This window comes from Streptococcus oralis (assembly GCF_023110435.1).
In the GTDB taxonomy this organism is placed as follows: domain Bacteria; phylum Bacillota; class Bacilli; order Lactobacillales; family Streptococcaceae; genus Streptococcus; species Streptococcus oralis_CF.
In genome coordinates this window covers 324,694-341,886 of the sequence record NZ_JALDWB010000001.1, presented here as the reverse complement: position 1 = coordinate 341,886, position 17,193 = coordinate 324,694, and the positions used below count along the sequence as shown (strand labels likewise).

General features: G+C 41.3%; 21 protein-coding genes. 3 read left to right on the top strand and 18 right to left on the bottom strand.

All coding sequences use genetic code 11. From position 1 onward, the window contains the following. The first annotated feature begins 6 nt into the window (after positions 1-6). Positions 7-372 (top strand): DUF3397 family protein, encoded by a 366-nt coding sequence (locus M1F97_RS01730; RefSeq protein WP_247943991.1) that lies wholly within the window; start codon positions 7-9, stop codon positions 370-372. A gap of 110 nt (positions 373-482) precedes the next feature. Here M1F97_RS01730 and M1F97_RS01725 read toward each other — a convergent pair whose 3' ends face one another. After that, positions 483-2,105: a putative polysaccharide biosynthesis protein gene (locus M1F97_RS01725; RefSeq protein ID WP_247943990.1), complete on the bottom strand. Its 1,623-nt coding sequence runs from the start codon at positions 2,103-2,105 to the stop codon at positions 483-485. A 105-nt stretch (positions 2,106-2,210) separates the two neighbouring features. On the opposite strand from M1F97_RS01725, the gene M1F97_RS01720 reads away from it, so the two are divergent. Next, complete coding sequence (locus M1F97_RS01720; RefSeq protein WP_247943989.1) at positions 2,211-3,656, top strand: UDP-N-acetylmuramoyl-L-alanyl-D-glutamate--L-lysine ligase; 1,446 nt, start codon at positions 2,211-2,213, stop codon at positions 3,654-3,656. 33 nt (positions 3,657-3,689) lie between these two features. On the opposite strand, the gene M1F97_RS01715 is transcribed toward M1F97_RS01720, so the two are convergent. From M1F97_RS01715 to M1F97_RS01640, 16 genes are all read right to left on the bottom strand, one after another. Further along, positions 3,690-3,890 carry a CsbD family protein gene (locus tag M1F97_RS01715; protein ID WP_033584493.1) on the bottom strand — a complete coding sequence of 67 codons (201 nt, stop codon included), beginning with the start codon at positions 3,888-3,890 and terminating at the stop codon, positions 3,690-3,692. Positions 3,891-3,991: 101 nt separating this feature from the next. Further along, positions 3,992-4,642, bottom strand: coding sequence for a DUF1803 domain-containing protein (locus M1F97_RS01710; RefSeq protein WP_247943988.1), 651 nt, complete (start codon positions 4,640-4,642; stop codon positions 3,992-3,994). Then, a complete protein-coding gene (locus tag M1F97_RS01705) occupies positions 4,626-5,138 on the bottom strand; it encodes a YiiX/YebB-like N1pC/P60 family cysteine hydrolase (protein ID WP_247943987.1) in 513 nt (170 codons plus the stop codon). Before M1F97_RS01705 ends, M1F97_RS01710 begins: the two co-directional genes overlap by 17 nt. A gap of 85 nt (positions 5,139-5,223) precedes the next feature. Next, positions 5,224-6,159: a manganese-dependent inorganic pyrophosphatase gene (locus M1F97_RS01700; RefSeq protein WP_247943986.1), complete on the bottom strand. Its 936-nt coding sequence runs from the start codon at positions 6,157-6,159 to the stop codon at positions 5,224-5,226. An 85-nt stretch (positions 6,160-6,244) separates the two neighbouring features. After that, a complete protein-coding gene (locus tag M1F97_RS01695; RefSeq protein WP_247943985.1) occupies positions 6,245-6,529 on the bottom strand; it encodes a GIY-YIG nuclease family protein in 285 nt (94 codons plus the stop codon). Then, a complete protein-coding gene (locus M1F97_RS01690) occupies positions 6,519-7,265 on the bottom strand; it encodes a tRNA1(Val) (adenine(37)-N6)-methyltransferase (protein ID WP_247943984.1) in 747 nt (248 codons plus the stop codon). Before M1F97_RS01690 ends, M1F97_RS01695 begins: the two co-directional genes overlap by 11 nt. 32 nt (positions 7,266-7,297) lie before the next feature. After that, positions 7,298-7,657, bottom strand: coding sequence for a S1 RNA-binding domain-containing protein (locus tag M1F97_RS01685; protein ID WP_247943983.1), 360 nt, complete (start codon positions 7,655-7,657; stop codon positions 7,298-7,300). Between the two features lies 1 nt (position 7,658). After that, the gene (locus tag M1F97_RS01680; protein WP_247943982.1) at positions 7,659-9,059 is read right to left on the bottom strand and encodes a bifunctional Cof-type HAD-IIB family hydrolase/peptidylprolyl isomerase; all 1,401 of its coding nucleotides are present in this window, start codon (positions 9,057-9,059) and stop codon (positions 7,659-7,661) included. A gap of 81 nt (positions 9,060-9,140) precedes the next feature. Beyond that, entirely contained in the window at positions 9,141-9,650 is a 510-nt protein-coding gene (locus tag M1F97_RS01675; RefSeq protein WP_247943981.1) for a GNAT family N-acetyltransferase, read from the bottom strand. A gap of 282 nt (positions 9,651-9,932) precedes the next feature. Continuing rightward, entirely contained in the window at positions 9,933-10,172 is a 240-nt protein-coding gene (rpsR, locus tag M1F97_RS01670) for a 30S ribosomal protein S18 (protein ID WP_000068664.1), read from the bottom strand. 31 nt (positions 10,173-10,203) lie between these two features. Next, positions 10,204-10,674 carry a single-stranded DNA-binding protein SsbA gene (gene ssbA, locus M1F97_RS01665; RefSeq protein ID WP_000609594.1) on the bottom strand — a complete coding sequence of 157 codons (471 nt, stop codon included), beginning with the start codon at positions 10,672-10,674 and terminating at the stop codon, positions 10,204-10,206. 11 nt (positions 10,675-10,685) lie between these two features. Continuing rightward, on the bottom strand, positions 10,686-10,976 hold the full coding sequence (gene rpsF, locus M1F97_RS01660; RefSeq protein WP_001151782.1) for a 30S ribosomal protein S6: 291 nt from the start codon (positions 10,974-10,976) through the stop codon (positions 10,686-10,688). Positions 10,977-11,108: 132 nt separating this feature from the next. Then, positions 11,109-12,317 (bottom strand): MFS transporter, encoded by a 1,209-nt coding sequence (locus tag M1F97_RS01655; protein WP_247943980.1) that lies wholly within the window; start codon positions 12,315-12,317, stop codon positions 11,109-11,111. Between the two features lie 134 nt (positions 12,318-12,451). Continuing rightward, positions 12,452-13,795: an asparagine--tRNA ligase gene (gene asnS / locus M1F97_RS01650; RefSeq protein ID WP_282185482.1), complete on the bottom strand. Its 1,344-nt coding sequence runs from the start codon at positions 13,793-13,795 to the stop codon at positions 12,452-12,454. A gap of 152 nt (positions 13,796-13,947) precedes the next feature. Beyond that, on the bottom strand, positions 13,948-15,126 hold the full coding sequence (locus M1F97_RS01645) for a pyridoxal phosphate-dependent aminotransferase (RefSeq protein ID WP_247943979.1): 1,179 nt from the start codon (positions 15,124-15,126) through the stop codon (positions 13,948-13,950). A gap of 9 nt (positions 15,127-15,135) precedes the next feature. Further along, complete coding sequence (locus M1F97_RS01640; protein WP_247943978.1) at positions 15,136-15,612, bottom strand: DUF5590 domain-containing protein; 477 nt, start codon at positions 15,610-15,612, stop codon at positions 15,136-15,138. Between the two features lie 247 nt (positions 15,613-15,859). Between M1F97_RS01640 and M1F97_RS01635 the strand changes: the two genes are divergently transcribed. Further along, entirely contained in the window at positions 15,860-16,408 is a 549-nt protein-coding gene (locus M1F97_RS01635; RefSeq protein WP_169446314.1) for an NADPH-dependent FMN reductase, read from the top strand. A 31-nt stretch (positions 16,409-16,439) separates the two neighbouring features. Here M1F97_RS01635 and yaaA read toward each other — a convergent pair whose 3' ends face one another. Continuing rightward, on the bottom strand, positions 16,440-17,168 hold the full coding sequence (gene yaaA / locus M1F97_RS01630; protein WP_169446315.1) for a peroxide stress protein YaaA: 729 nt from the start codon (positions 17,166-17,168) through the stop codon (positions 16,440-16,442). Between the last annotated feature and the right edge of the window lie 25 nt (positions 17,169-17,193).

The window sequence follows — 17,193 nt, the reverse complement described above, 5'->3', positions numbered from 1 at the left end:
TACAATATGGGTATGATTTTAATGAAAATAGCAGCTACTTTATTGTTGGTATTAACCCTCGTGGTCTCCATCATTGTAACAAAACTTTTTAAACTGAAAAAACTAGGATTGAACTTTGCAGATTTAGCTTTTCCACTTTTGGTATTTGAGTATTATCTGATCACTGCTAAAGCCTTTACCCACAACTTTTTACCGCGACTTGGTGTTGCACTTTCACTCTTAGCAATCCTCCTTGTAGTTTTTTTCCTTGTCAAAAAACGAAGTTTTTATTACCCTAAATTTATCAAATTCTTCTGGAGAGCCGGTTTTCTCCTATCCTTAGTCATGTATATCGCTATGATTGTAGAGTTAATGATGCTCACATCCCAATAAATCCCTAGAACAATTGATTCTAGGGATTTTATTTTATAGAAATTTAAGTGTCAGCTAACCCAGACACTTAACAAAGAGTCAGCATTCCTTTTATTTATAAATCTATTTTGTTAAGACCGTTTAAATTTTGCTCGTAGGCGGTCTGCTTGAGGTTTCCCAATAATCTTATCCAATAGGTGAGTGCCAAGACTCATTAAACCATAGAGACCTCCTCCAAGTCCCCCGATGAGGGCTACATAGAGGAAACTCCAGAAACGTCCCGTTGGTTGGAAGAAAAATCCTAAAATCCACTGTAGGAAACCAACCAAGATAAACATGACAAGGGTCAAAATAGTAATCAAGATAGTTCGTTTCAAGATAATCTTACGACGTGCACCTGTTACCCTGCAAATATCTCGGTACATCAAAACATTTGGAATGATAAGTCCGATAGTCGTAGAAATCAAGGGACCGTAGCTGTGGAAAATAGCAATGGTTGGCAATTGAAAGACTAACTTAGCAATAGATCCATAGACAAAATAAAGAACTGCCTTGCGATTGCGGAACATAGCCTGAAGCATAGGAGACAAGACCATATACAAGCCTAGAATAGTAGACTGTAAAACCGCAAAGACAAACAAGCCCATGGCCAGACTATCTGGCTTGCCATAAAAAACTGTATAGAGAGGCTCCCCCACCATGACGACTCCAACCGTTGCTGGTAAAAGAAACATAAAGAGCATGGTCATACTATCTTGAACTAGACGAGCAGCAGCTCTCAAATCACCTTTTACATAATTTTCCGTCAAAAGTGGCAAACCAACACTTCCAATCGAGACACCGACAGAAATCAAAATCATAGTAATTTTATTAGGGTTGGCTGAGAAATAAGAAAACATGACAACCAAGTCTTCATTGCTGTAGTTGGTAAACCACTTCATACTATTGATAAAGGTCATCTGGTCTAAAATCTGGAAGAGCTGGATGGCTGATCCTGTCAGGATAAAGGGAATGGCTTCCTTGATTGTATCAACCAGGAGTCGCTTACTATTGATCTTATCCCGTGTTTCAAAGACTTTTTGAAGTAAACCTTCTTTGGCAAGGAAATAAATCAAAACTGCAAAACTAGCCACCATTCCCACAAAAGCTGCAAAGGTAGACTGAGTAACCGCTGATAAGTAATCCCCTGATCCGATTTTCATGATGATGAAAGTAGCCAGCAACATCCAGATAACACGGATCACCTGCTCGGCGATTTGGCTCATAGCATAGGGTTTCAGGTTATTCATCCCTTGGAAGAAGCCCCGAATGACACTCATAGATGGGAAAATCAAGACCGCCCAAGCCAAACTCTGCATGATAGGAATCAGGTCTTTCCCCACACCTGACAAGTCTGCTAACCAGGGAGAAAAGATATACAAGACCAAGGCAAAGACTAAGCCCAAGCCCGTCATAAAGCTTAGGAAACTCCGAATCAAGGCAAAGCTATGCTCTTCTTCTTGCATGGTATTGTACTTAGCCACTTGTTTGGCGACCGCAACAGGTATACCCGCTGTCGAAATCAGCAAGAACCAGGCGTAAATATTGTAGCCCATGGTAAAGAGTCCATTTGCCTTGGCAGCATAGGTCCCCATCCAGATATACCAGGGAATAATGTAGATAGCCCCAAGGAGGCGACTAATAAAGTTGCTAGCTGTTAGCCAAGCAGTCCCTCGCAACATCTGGGCTTGCTGGTGATTGTTTTCGTTAGACATAGCTTCCTCATTCAATTTTGATAACTAGGAAAAGTTCCTTATCTTCCATTATAAACTTTTCCTTGTTACTTGTAAAATTCAGACTTGAAGTTTATAATAGAAAGTATGATAAAGATTGAAACCGTATTAAATATTTTAAAGAAAGATGGCCTTTTTCGCGAGATTATTGACCAAGGTTATTACCACTACAACTACAGTGAAGTTGTTTTTGATAGCATCAGTTATGACAGCAGAAAAGTAAAAGAAGGCACTCTTTTTTTTGCAAAAGGCGCTGCTTTTAAAAAAGAATACCTCCTATCCGCTATAACTCAAGGCTTAGCTTGGTATGTCGCAGAAAAGGACTACGAAGTCGGTATTCCTGTTATTGTCGTGAGCGATATTAAGAAAGCCATGAGTTTGATTGCTATGGAGTTTTATGGTAATCCACAAGAGAAACTCAAAATTCTCGCCTTCACTGGAACCAAGGGCAAGACAACAGCGGCCTATTTTGCCTATAACATCTTGGCTCAACACCATCGCCCAGCTATGCTGTCTACCATGAATACAACCTTAGATGGTAAGACCTTCTTTAAGTCTGCCCTCACAACTCCTGAGAGCATTGATCTCTTTGATATGATGGCTCAGGCTGTTAAGAATGGTAGAACCCATCTCATCATGGAAGTCTCTAGTCAAGCCTATCTGGTCAAACGCGTCTATGGTCTGACTTTTGATGTAGGAGTGTTCCTCAATATCAGCCCTGATCATATCGGTCCGATTGAGCATCCTAGCTTTGAAGATTACTTCTACCACAAACGTCTCTTGATGGAAAATAGCCGAGCAGTTATCATTAACAGCGACATGGACCACTTTTCTGTATTGAAAGAACAAGTGGAACACCAAGAACATGATTTCTATGGTAGCCAGTCAAGTAACCAAATCGAGAACTCCAAAGCCTTTAGCTTTTCAGCTACTGGTAAACTCGCTGGTGATTATGATATTCAACTCATCGGCCACTTTAACCAAGAAAATGCAGTTGCTGCAGGACTTGCCTGTCTTCGTCTAGGTGCCAGTCTGGAGGATATCAAAAAAGGAATCGCTGCAACCCGCGTCCCAGGACGTATGGAAGTCCTCACACAGAAAAATGGTGCCAAGGTCTTCATCGACTACGCCCACAATGGCGATAGTCTGAAAAAACTGATTTCTGTTGTTGAAACCCATCAAACTGGAAAGATTGCCCTGGTTCTCGGTTCGACTGGAAACAAGGGCGAAAGCCGTCGTAAGGACTTTGGTCTTCTCCTCGATCAACATCCTGAGATTCAAGTCTTTCTAACTGCGGATGACCCCAACTATGAAGATCCAATGGCCATTGCTGAAGAAATCAGTAGCTATATCAGTCATCCTGTTGAAAAGATTGCCGATCGTGAACAAGCCATCAAGACAGCTATGGCCATCACAAATCAAGAACTTGATGCTGTAATTATTGCAGGCAAGGGAGCTGATTGTTACCAAATCGTCCAAGGAAAGAAAGAAGACTATCCTGGAGACGCAGCTATCGCAGAACGTTATCTATAAAAAAAAATCAAGGGAAACATTCCCTTGATTTTTTTAGTCTTCTTTCTTAAATGAATTTTTAAGACCTTCAACGGCACCTTCTACAGCACCTTTAGCTTCTTCAACAACTTCTTTTGCTTTCGCAACTGTTTTTTCTACAGTACCTTCTGCTTCTGTCTTGCTATCGCCAGTAACTTTACCAAATCCTTCTTTGATAGCACCAGTTGCTTGATCCAATTTATTTTCAAGTGACATAGCTCTGTCTCCTTTGCTTTTAATACGATAAACGTTATCGCTTACATTCAGTTTATGCTTATTCTTTAGTAAAGTCAAACAATCTGCTCAAAAGCAAACAATTAAGACAAATAGAAAGACAATCTCTCCTTGTCAAAATCAACAGCCAACTCATACTTTCCAGCTTCATTTTGCACAATATAGCCTAGAACGACTAAACTGTCCACAAAGATATCACGGCGTTTCTGCATCAGCTGGTCCTTTTTGAGAAACTTCAGTAAAAAAGTCGTCATATACTTGAGGGCGTACTCAGGATTGACATCTCCCAAAATGGCATAGAGTTCCTGCTGTTTTTGTGTCAAAGGATATTGATTCTTAACCTTGTAGAAATAGTTGGATAGGGTCATCTTTTCTCTTGCAAAGTCCGTACGTTCGACTAAAATGGTGGCATTGGTTTGATTGCGCAATTCTGTTTCAAAAGTCTTCTCCAGCAAGGCTTGATAAACTGGACTATCCTCTCTGACAAAAATTTCTTGGTCAAATGTTAGGTCATCAATTGATTCTAGAAAAGGGAGGTTGAGTGAATAGCGTTTGTTTTCCCTTAGGATCAAGCCCGCCTTTATATACTCTTCCATGAGTTTATCAACTGCCACATCTGGAAACTGAGCCTTGATTTCTCGGAGAATCACATCGTCATGCTGGTCCAGATAGTCAACCAAATCTATAAAAAATGGCTGTCGAGTCAAACGAGATGGATTAAAAATCTGAATCATGAAGATTCCTTTCTTTACATTCTAAAAGAGGGGATGCTGCTAACTGACTGGGGTTGGTCCCTGGTTGATTCAGAGGAACAGGAAGTTCGAGTTTCCTGTAATAGTCCCTCCAAAAATCACTAATCTCCTGCTTCCCATCCCCAAATTGCATCGGAATCGTCTCAAAAACAGGAAGAATTTCCGCGATATACTGGGAGCAGTAAAAGCCATTCCCATCTGGATAAAACGAGCTATTATAAGGAGCTCCTAGATGCTTGCAAGCCTTCTCCTTCACCAAGTCAGCTTCCAGCTCTGGATAGACATAAAGGTCGTAGAGATGAGTCGGTTCAAAAAAATCAGCTGGTTCTTGACAGATAATACCCGCCTTTCCACTAGCATGGTAGATCAAACCGTCCAAAAAGATGGCTACATGACTATAGTTCCCAGTAGAAGCCTGGATGGCCTGCCCCATATCTGAAAGATCTTTCACAAAAATCAAATCGCCATTTTCTAACATCTTTCTCTCCTAGAAAAAAAGGAGCCGAGACTCCTTTAGCTATATGGAAACAAGTGTTTCCACGTTTCAATTATCACTCAGGAACTTACCCATTAAAGCTTTCAGTCAACTGAGGCACCACTTGTTTCTTACGTGAAACGGCACCTGGAAGGAAAGCGTGGTTGTTTTCAAGTCTGAAGTTGAAGGCAACTTCAACCTTGTCCAGGTTTGATCCAAGAGCCAAAATTTCTGAGTTTGAGTTGACGATGTCTGTAATCATCAAGACAAAGTCAGAGTAGCCGTTTGCTACATTAGCCGCTTGCATTGCTGCTTCGATTTCTGCTTGGCGTTCCAAGACTTCAGCAATATCAACTGTATTGACTTGGGCAACACGAACCTTATTTCCATTGAGTTCAAAGGTCTTAGCATCGATGTCAATCAATTCTTCAGCAGATTTGCTAGCCAAGTTTGTACCAGCTTTCAACATAGCAAGACCGTACTCTTCCAAGTTCACACCAGCCAAGTCAGCCAATTCAGGAGCAATGACTTTATCAGATGGGTGAGTTGTTGGTGATTTCAAAAGAAGAGTATCTGAAATCAAACCTGAAAGCATCAAACCTGCGATTTCTTTAGGAACAGCTACACCGTGTTCTTTGAACATACGGTATACGATAGAAGATGCTGATCCAACTGGTTCCAAGCGCATGTAAAGCGGGCTTGCAGTTTCAAAATTAGCCACACGGTGGTGGTCCACAACTCCGTAAACTTCTACTTCAGCGATATCTGACACTGATTGTTGGAATTCATTGTGGTCAGTCAAGATGACTTGTTCTGCACCTTCTGCTTTAGCTGATGTGATAACACGCGGTGCTTTCACACCAAAATAGTTCAAAACGAAGGCTGTTTCTTCGTTTGGAGTACCGAGAGCAACTGCTTCTGTGTCCAATCCATAAGCTTCTTTTGCAAGGTAAGCAAAGGCTACAGATGACCCGATGGCATCTGAGTCTGGATTTTGGTGACCAAATACTAGAATCTTAGACATGATAATACCTCATTTAATTTATTCATCTTATTGTAGCACTTTTTTCCTCTTTTGACAAAAGTAAGAGGAGCCAAAAGACTCCTCATTAGATATCAATATGGTTGACTAGATTTTTCTCTTGATTTTCAGATAAAAATCGTTCTTTCTGTGGTCTCTTCTTACGTTTGAGGAGAGCTTCTGCAGACATGGCTTCCTCCTTGCTCGCAAAACCCTCTACATAGAGGAGTTTGACTGGCAAGCGAGCTCGGGTATACTTGGCTCCCTTACCACTATTATGAACAGCAAGGCGCCTCTTCACATCCGTTGTATAGCCCGTATAGTAAGAACCGTCACGGCACTCAACCACATACATATAGGCCTTATGATCCATAGTAAATCTCTTGAATTTCTGGCGTATAAGAACCATCATCATTGTGAACAATGAGTGGTGGCAGGACCTTGAAGCCACTTGTCGATCCATCCTTGATAGCTTCGATTAAGAGCATATTGGCCTCCTTCTCTCGTTTAGGATAGACAAATTGCAGGCGCTTAGGTGCCAAATTGTGGCGTTGAAGCATGTCTAAGATATCCAAGAGCCGATCTGGACGATGAACCATGGCCAAACGCCCATTTGATTTGAGAATACTCTGAGCGCTTCGACAAATTTCTTCAAGATTGGTCGTAATTTCGTGTCTGGCCAAAAGGTAGTGTTCACTCTCGTTGAGATTAGAATGCGGATCCACCTTGAAATAAGGCGGATTACACAAAATCATATCTACCTTACTTCCCTGAATGTGGGCAGGCATATTTTTCAAATCATCGCAGATGACTCGCATCTGCTCTTCCAAGCCATTCAACTGAACCGAACGCTCTGCCATATCTGCCAAACGCTCCTGAATCTCTACAGATATTATCCGCGCCTGAGTACGTGAACTAGCAAAAAGTCCCACTGCACCATTTCCAGCACAAAAGTCCACAATTAAGCCCCGTTTAGGGAAGCGAGGAAAGCGTGATAAGAGAACACTATCTACCGAATAGCTAAACACCTCTTTATTTTGAATGATTTTGATATCTGTCGAAAAGAGCTGATTGATGCGCTCTCCTGATTTTAATAATTGTTCTTCCATATATTGATTTTAAAAATACGAAATCTAATAGACTAGTTTTTCTCTCTCAGATTGTTGAGGGCTTCCTTTGTCCAGATTGGCATCATTCGCCCAAGTGGTGCAAAACCGTACTTGATACGATCATTTGAAAAACGTCTCCGTCTTGGTAGTTGGTGTTTTTCTTCCTCCAGAGTGCGAATAGATAGACTGGCTTTACCTGAAAATTCGTCTAAATCAACAACCTGAACTTGCACTTCTTCACCAATTTTCAAAACATCATAGATATTTTCGATAAATCCTGTTCGAATCTCTGAAATATGGATCAACCCAATCACCCCTGTCTCTAACTCAACAAAGGCACCATAGGGCTGAATTCCTGTAATACGCCCAGTTAGCTTATCACCAATTTTCATTCTAGTCCTCAATTTCAATCGTTTCAATTACTACATCTTCAACTGGTTTGTCCATAGCGCCTGTCTCAACAGCTGCAATGGCATCCAAGACAGCAAAAGATTCTGCATCGACCAATTGCCCAAAAACAGTGTGACGACGGTCAAGGTGAGGAGTTCCACCTTGTTCTGCATAAATCTCAGCGATTGGCTCAGGCCAGCCACCACGCGCAAGCTCTTTCTTAGAGTATGGCAAGTGTTGGTTTTGCACGATAAAGAACTGGCTGCCATTGGTATTTGGCCCAGCATTGGCCATAGAAAGAGCCCCGCGAACATTATAGAGTTCTTCAGAAAATTCATCTTCAAAAGAATCTCCATAGATAGATTCTCCACCCATACCAGTACCAGTTGGGTCTCCACCTTGGATCATAAAGTCCTTGATAATGCGGTGGAAAATCACACCATCATAGTAACCGTCTTTTGAAAGAGCAACAAAGTTAGCTACTGTTTTGGGAGCATGTTCAGGGAAGAGCTTGATACGCATTTCTCCGTGATTTGTCTTAATGGTCGCCAGCGGACCTTCTACTGTTTCAATTTCTACTTGTGGGAAATGCAATTCTTTTTCTACCATACCAAATCCTTCTAAGGCATAAAAAATGCCATCTTCTTCTACTGTTTTTGTAATATAATCTGCTTTTTCTTTGATATTTTCGTGGGAAACTCCCATAGCAATACTGATTCCAGCATAATCAAAGAGTTCTAAGTCGTTAAGACCATCTCCAAAGACCATGACATTCTCTGGTTTCAAGCCTAGATGTTCCACAACCTTGGCTACACCAGTTGCTTTGGATCCTGAAATCGGCACGATATCAGATGAATGTTCATGCCAACGCACCATGCGAAGTTTATCTGATAAGGACTCTGGTAAGTGCAAGCTATCTCCTTTATCTTCAAAGGTCCACATCTGATAAATATCTACTTTTTCATGGAAGTCAGGATCAACATCCAAGTTTGGATAAATCGGATCAATAGCCTCACTGATCAGTTCTGTTCGAGTGGAAAGTTTGGCAGCATGACTACCAACCAAGCCGTACTCAATCCCTTCTCGCTTGGTCCAAGAAATGTACTCTTCTACATCTGACTTCTCAATCTGATTTTGATAAACGACATTTCCTTTTTTATCTTCTATATAGGCACCATTCAAGGTTACAAAAAAGTAAGGCTTGAGATCACGAATCTCTGGTACGACACCGAAAATCCCTCGTCCAGAGGCGATTCCTGTTAAAATTCCTTTTTCTCGTAACTGCTTAAAAACCGTGGGAATCGTAGCTGGAATAAAACCTGTCTTTGACGCACGCAAGGTATCATCGATATCAAAAAAGACAATCTTAATCTTCTTTGCCTTGTATTTTAATTTCGCATCCATCTCTCTACCTCTTTCAATCTAACTCTTTCCATTATACCATAAAGTAGAGAAATCCCATATCTCCAAAAAATTTGCGATCTCTTATTCTAATTCCTTGGATAAGTACAAAACTAAATCATCATTATTTTGAATAGTGGTATTCATTTCCAACGGTTGGTTTCGATACCAAACTCCCGAACCATATGGAATATAGCCTCGTTTCATGTACAATCTCTGAGCCGGTCCATACCCTGAATGGAGGCCAACACCAAGGGTTACCTTATCCGATATGTGCTTAACTCGTTTTTCTGCTTCTTCCAGCAAGAGATTTCCAATACCTTGATTTTGAAAGGGCTCAAAGACATTGAAATCTGAAAGTTCTGGAGACATTCCAGCAAAGGGACCATGCTTGGCAATTGGTAAAATAGTGATGTACCCCGCTACTACACCCTCAAAATCAGCAACTAAAGCTTCCCTCTCTCCACTCTCCTGTTCCTTAAAGTATAGAGTTAAAATTTCCTCTCTACTTGGCCAACCTTGGCTGATAAATCCTTGAGATAGATTTTTAATGTCAGATTCTTGCATTTTTCTAATTGAACATGTCGTCTTCATAAGATGCTCCTTTAAAGCTTTCTCCTACCATTATAGCACGATAATAAAAATTAAAAGAAAAAACCTAGTAAGAAAGAAAATCTTACTAGGTCAAAAAGTAGACGTTTCGAACGGAGCCCTGTAAAAGTCTGAAAAAAGAGGTCCGGTGGACCTGAAAAAAAGACCCACCCGGGTCTTAATTCGCTTTCTTATTTTCCAGCTCATGAAAAAGAGGTCCACTGGACCTCAACTCGCTCTCTCATTTCCATGCTCGTGAAAAAAAGACCCGTAAGGGTCTTTTCTTTAATCTTCGTTTACGAAAGGCATCAAAGCCATTACGCGAGCGCGTTTGATAGCTGTTGTTACTTTACGTTGGTTTTTAGCTGAAGTTCCTGTTACACGACGTGGAAGGATTTTCCCACGTTCTGAAACGAAACGGCTAAGAAGCTCAGTATCTTTGTAATCAACATATTCAATTTTGTTTGCTGCGATGTAATCAACTTTTTTACGGCGTTTGAATCCGCCACGACGTTGTTGAGCCATGTTTTTTCTCCTTTATAGTTTTAATTGTCCATTAGAATGGTAAATCATCATCTGAAATATCCAATGGATTGGTTGCTCCAAATGGATTTTCATCACGTGAAAAGTCAGGTACTGATTGTGTAGGTGCTGTATAACTAGCAGTTGGTGCAGAATAAGCTCCACCTGTATGTCCTTCACGCACGCTACGGCTTTCCAACATTTGGAAATTATCAGCCACGACTTCTGTTACGTAGACACGTTGTCCTTGCTGGTTATCGTAACTACGAGTCTGGATACGACCTGTGATCCCGATAAGAGAGCCTTTTTTAGCCCAGTTAGCAAGATTTTCAGCCTGTTGGCGCCACATAACGACATTGATGAAATCAGCCTCACGTTCGCCATTTTGACTCTTGAATGTACGGTTTACTGCAAGAGTAAAAGTCGCAACTGCTACATTTGATGGGGTATAACGCAACTCAGCGTCACGTGTCATACGCCCTACAAGTACAACATTGTTAATCATAGTTTACCTTCTTACGCGTCAAGTTTGACGATCATGTGACGAAGAATGTCAGCGTTGATTTTTGAAAGACGGTCAAACTCTTTAAGAGCTGCGTCATCGTTTGCTTCAACGTTAACGATGTGGTAAAGTCCTTCACGGAAATCTTGGATTTCGTATGCAAGACGACGTTTTTCCCATGATTTTGATTCAACAACAGTTGCACCGTTGTCAGTCAAGATAGAGTCAAAACGTGCTACCAAAGCGTTTTTCGCTTCTTCTTCAATGTTTGGACGAATGATATAAAGAATTTCGTATTTAGCCATTGATATGTTCCTCCTTTTGGTCTAATGACCCCTAGTCTTTGCAAGGGGTAAGTGAGGTTTGCTCACAATTAACTATTATACTAGAAAAGCTAGTAGATGGCAAGAGAAAAAAGATAAAAGTGAAAAATAACTCTATTGCTTAGAAATAACATTCTCTTTTAGTTCCAAAGATCCGGCCATCTCTTTCAAAATGAAAAATAGCAAAAAGCTGGCTAGTACTAAAATGAGCCCTAAGTAAAGGAAGGCTACTACAAATCCTAGATAGTCAATCAACCAGCCCGTCAGAGGAAAAATGACGATCATACTCAGGCTGAACATCATAGAGTAGACACTTAGCATGGTTGCCCGAACCTCACTTGGGAGTCGCTTTTGTAAATCGTTGTCAAAAATCGGTTGAAAGAGAGCATATAAGGCGTTACTAATCAAATAAACCAAAATATAAATCAGTGGCGTACCAAAGTAGGACAGCAAATAAGTTCCTCCCGTCAAGAGGACAAGAATTGGAAAAAGTTTTAAGGCTGAATACCTCTTTCCAATCTTACTTGCTAGATAAACTGCCCAGATATTCAAAGCACTGCCCATCAGCATGACCATCGAAATCTGCCATCCTTCTAGGTCAGGCAGTTGATTTTGATAGTAAAAATAAAACATACACATCAGTGTTCCGATGATTTGGGACAGAATCATCCAACCAAAAAGACTGGGATTTCTCTGCAACTCCTCTTTGACAGTCAACATAATCTTTTTCATCGTTAAACGCTCAGATTTTTGCGCTTTAACACTAGGTTCTTTTAACATCCATGTTAGGAAAAGAACGATAATAGAAGTAGCAATCATGATATAGTAGGTCAAGTGTAATTGACCATGGACAATAAATCCTGCTAAAACCGTCCCTAAAGACCGAGTTCCTTCTGCGACTCCTAACATAAAACTTGAGATAGATAAGTAGCGCTCTTTTAATCCAGCTTCCACAGCCGAATCATAAACCATGGCTGCACTCGTCCCCGAATCAAAATTATAAGACAAGGCACTCACCACCATAGCAAGTGCATAAATCCAAAAATTACCTTGTCCTAGTAACATGAGAATAGACGACGCAATCCCAGCTATTCGACTTAAATACAGATTGGTTTTATAGGAATAGCGGTCAGCTAACATTCCAGAGGGAATTTCACAAATGACACTGGTGGCATGAAAAATACTTTCCAATAAGCCAATCTGCCAAAGTGACATCCCATTTTGACTGAGAAATAAAATCCAAAAGCTAGTAATGCCCAAAAAGGCAAAAAATTCCACACCAGCCATGAGACCGATATTCTTCCGGTAATTTCGTTTAAACATAGTTTCTCCTTTAACAAGTGTATTTGTATCTTTGTGTTTGTCACTTGTTAAGCTGTGCTTTACATGTTCCTCACCTCTTCCTTCAAGTATTATGGTGTTTTGAAAAAACGCCTATTACGGCGTTTTAGTTTTTTTTATGGTTTAATACGGTGCAACATACGTGGGAATGGAATAGCTTCACGGATGTGTTTTGTTCCTGCTGCAAAGGTTACCATACGTTCGATACCGATACCAAATCCACCGTGTGGAACTGTACCGTATTTACGAAGGTCAAGGTAGAATTCATACTCTGTACGATCCATGCCAAGTTCATCCATCTTAGCAACAAGGGCATCGTAGTCTTCCTCACGCATAGATCCACCGATGATTTCTCCATATCCTTCTGGTGCAAGCAAGTCTGCACAAAGCACGCGCTCTGGATTTCCAGGAACTGGTTTCATGTAGAAGGCCTTGATAGCTGCTGGGTAGTTCATGACAAAGGTTGGTACACCAAAGTGGTTTGAAATCCAGGTTTCATGTGGTGAACCAAAGTCATCTCCATGTTCCAAATGCTCGTAGTCAGCATCTTCATCATTTTCATGTTCTTGCAAGAGGTCAATGGCTTGATCGTAAGTGATGCGTTTAAATGGCTCTGAAATGTAGCGCTTCAAGAGCTCTGTATCACGTTCCAAGGTTTCCAAGGCTTGAGGCGCACGATCTAGAACACCTTGAAGAAGAGCTTTTACATAAGCTTCTTGCAAGTCAAGTGACTCATCGTGTGTCAAGTAAGAGTACTCTGCGTCCATCATCCAGAACTCAGTCAAGTGACGGCGCGTTTTTGATTTTTCAGCACGGAATACTGGACCAAAGTCAAAGACACGACCAAGAGCCATAGCACCTGCTTCTAGGTAAAGCTGACCTGATTGGCTCAAGTAGGCTGGTGTTCCAAAGTAGTCTGTTTCAAAGAGTTCAGTTGAATCTTCTGCCGCATTTCCTGAAAGAATAGGGCTATCAAATTTCATGAAGCCGTTCTTGTCGAAAAACTCATAAGTTGCATAGATAATAGCGTTACGGATTTGCATAACCGCTACTTGCTTACGAGAGCGGAGCCACAAGTGACGGTTGTCCATCAAAAAGTCTGTTCCGTGTTCTTTTGGTGTGATTGGGTAGTCTTGAGATTCACCGATCACTTCGATGTCTGTAATATCCAACTCATAGCCAAACTTAGAACGTTCGTCTTCTTTGACAATCCCTGTCACATAAACAGACGTTTCTTGGCTCAAGCGTTTAATCGTATCAAACTTCTCTAGCCCCACTTCCTCACCGAACTTCTCAATAAAGTTTGGTTTGAAGGCTACACCTTGGAAGAAGGCTGTTCCATCACGCAATTGCAAGAAGGCAATTTTTCCTTTTCCTGATTTGTTGGCAACCCAAGCTCCGATGGTCACTTCTTGACCAACGTAGTCTTTTACATCGATAATTGTTACACGTTTTGTCATAATCTATCTTCCTTTTTTCGTTTAACTTGTCCGAAGACATCATTACCCACTATTTTACCATAAATAGACTGCGATAGCTAGGTTCTACTAGAGAAAAATCGCGAGATTTTCGTTACAAAAAATCTTCGCTAAAAAGGCGAAGATTCTAAGTTTTATTTTTCCATAAACTGGTGCAAACGACGAATAGCTTCTTTTAATGTATCCAAGTCTGTGGCATAGCTGAGACGAACATTTTCTGGTGCTCCAAATCCAGCTCCTGTAATCAAGGCCAGTCCGACTTCTTCGAGAATAGCCGTTGTAAACTCTGTCACATCGGTATAACCCTTCATCTCCATCGCTTTTTTAACATTTGGGAAGAGATAGAAGGCTCCTTGGGGCTTGACAACTTCAAAACCTGGTACTTGGCACAAGAGAGGATAAATAGTGTTCAAACGTTCTTCGAAAGCCTGACGCATGGTTTCAACAGAGTCTTGCGGTCCAGTTAGGGCTTCAATAGTTGCATATTGCGATACGGCAGTCAGATTGGAAGTTGTTTGTCCTGTTAGTTTGCTCATAGCAGCGATAATTTCAGGATTTCCCACCGCATAACCTACCCGCCAACCAGTCATGGCATAGGCCTTAGATACACCGTTAATCACGATGGTTTGCTTGCGAATGGCTTCTGACAGACTAGAAATTGGAACAAACTCATTCCCGTTATAAACCAAACGACCATAAATATCATCTGCTAGGATAAGGACATCATGCGCAACAGCCCAATTTCCGATAGCCATGAGTTCCTCACGAGAGTAAATCATACCAGTCGGATTCGATGGCGAATTGAGAACCAAGACCTTGGTCTTATCTGTTCGGGCTGCTTCTAGCTGCTCTACTGTTACTTTAAAGTGATTGTCTTCCTTGGCCTGGACAAAGACTGGCACTCCTTCTGCCATCTTGACTTGATCCCCATAGCTGACCCAGTAAGGTGTAGGGATGATGACCTCATCACCTGGATTGACCACAGCCATAAAGAAGGTGTAGAGAGAGAACTTAGCACCAGTGGCAAAGGTAACCTCGTTGGCTGCTACGGAATACCCATAGTGGCGTTCAAAATAGGTATTAACAGCCGCTTTTAACTCTGGTAGGCCTGAAGCAACTGTATAAAAGGAAGCTCGTCCATCTCGAATCGCTTCTACCGCTGCATCCTGAATGTTTTCAGGAGTATGAAAATCAGGCTGTCCCAAGGTTAAGAAAAGAACATCTTTTCCCTGAGCTTTTAATGCTTTAGCTCTTGCATCACTGGCTAGAGTGACACTTTCTTCCATTTCTAGTACACGTTTGGATAGTTTCATATGCCCTCCTTATTGGATCACTGCTCCTGTTTCAAAGTCAACCAGATAGTACTGGTTTCCTGACTTGACTTCCCAAATTGGCTTGTCCTGATAGCGACCAAAGGTGACTTTGTCAATGTCGCTAGCTCCTTTTTCTCTCGAAATCGTCGCTGCCTTGTCTTGAGAAATCCCCTTATCAAGCTGATAAACATAAATCTTGTGGTCATTCTTTTCAATCAGTACGGCAATGGCCTCTTGCTTTTTATTATGTCCCAGAAGGCTGTAATAAGCTTCCGAACCATTAAAAAAATCAACCTGATCTGCCTTTTCCAATTCTGCATACTGCTTAGCCAGTTTTTCTCCCTCAACCCTAGCATCTTGATAGGGTTTCATACTGAGAGATATTAGGTAAAGGAAGGAGCTAGTCATGACTAGCAATACCAGAGAAATGCCGATTCCATACTGTATAAGTAGCTTGTTTTTTGCGTTTTTCTGTCTTAGTTTCACTCGTCTATTTTACCATCTCTCCTCCTTTATTACAAGTGAAGACAGGAACATTCCGAGATTATTTTCCCCTTGAAATTAAATACAATATCTGCCTGTCTATCAAATACTGTTTTCTCAGAACTAAGTTTTCCACCCCTAACAAGTAAACTTAGCTGAGCAAAATTATTGCTAATTAGTATTATTTGTTGTAACATAAATGGTGACAAAAGAGTTCGCTCTTTAAATTTTAAACTAAAGGAGACATATCATGTCTAAAAAAGTACTATTTATCGTCGGTTCACTACGCCAAGGTTCTTTCAACCACCAAATGGCCCTCGAAGCTGAGAAAGCACTTGCTGGAAAAGCGGAAGTTAGCTATCTTGACTACTCTGCTGTTCCTCTCTTTAGCCAAGACCTTGAAATTCCAACTCATCCAGCTGTAACCGCTGCTCGCGAGGCTGTCCTTGCTGCGGATGCTATCTGGATTTTCTCTCCAGTCTACAACTTCTCTATCCCTGGAACAGTGAAGAACTTGCTTGACTGGCTCTCCCGCGCCCTTGACTTGACAGATACACGTAGTGCTTCTGCCCTTCAAGACAAGTTTGTTACTGTCTCATCTGTAGCCAATGCAGGTCACGAGCAACTCTTTGCGATTTACAAAGACCTCTTGCCATTTATCCGTACACAAGTCGTTGGTGACTTTACTGCCGCTCGTGTCAATGACTCTGCTTGGGCAGACGGAAAATTGGTGCTAGACAAAGCAGCTGACTCATCACTTGCAAAACAAGCTGACGACCTTCTTGCAGCCATCAACTAATCAAGCAAAAACCAGCTCATTCGAGCTGGTTTTATGCTTGTTTCACAAAGACGAGTTCTAAATCACCTGATAAATCAGGTCGGTAGTCAAAGCCTGCGAAGCGGAGCTTGCGAGCTTGTTCGACTGTTTGGACTTGCCCTTCTATCAGGGCTGTCAAAAAGGCCCCACGCGCTTTCTTTGAAATAGTTGAGTGTATTTTCAACTGACCACCCTTGTCCTCCATAAATTTGAAGGTCACCATCTTTTCTCTGATTTCCTTAGAAAATACTGTTTCAAACTCTGATGACAAGAGAGAAAATATCAAGTCCTCATCCTCTAGCGCCTCATTGTAGGCTGACTTCCAATGACTCTTTAAAGTCTTACCAGTGACTTTTAACTTCATCAAGAAGTCCAAACGGTGAGGAGCCATTGGAGATAGGGCTGGAACTACTCCATACAAAGCTGATGTAATTAAAACATGATCTTCAAGATAGGTTTGTTCAGCCTCGGTTAACCCATCTCGTTTGATGTAGCGATACATGAGACCATCAAAGAGTTTCAGGGCTGGATAATGTTTAGCCCTGTGATCTTTTAGAGCTTGAATGTGAACGTACTCTTCTTCTGCTTTCTCGGCAGATACCTTATAAAAAGTCTCTAATTCACTAGCTGAGTAGTGCGCTAGTGAATCAAGAACTGCCTGACTTTCTTCCCTCAAGGGAAGCGCTTCAATACAAGGAAGATTTGTGTTCATTTCTTTTGCTGTTGGGATTAAAATTTTCATATTGTTAGTGTAGCATATTTTTCAA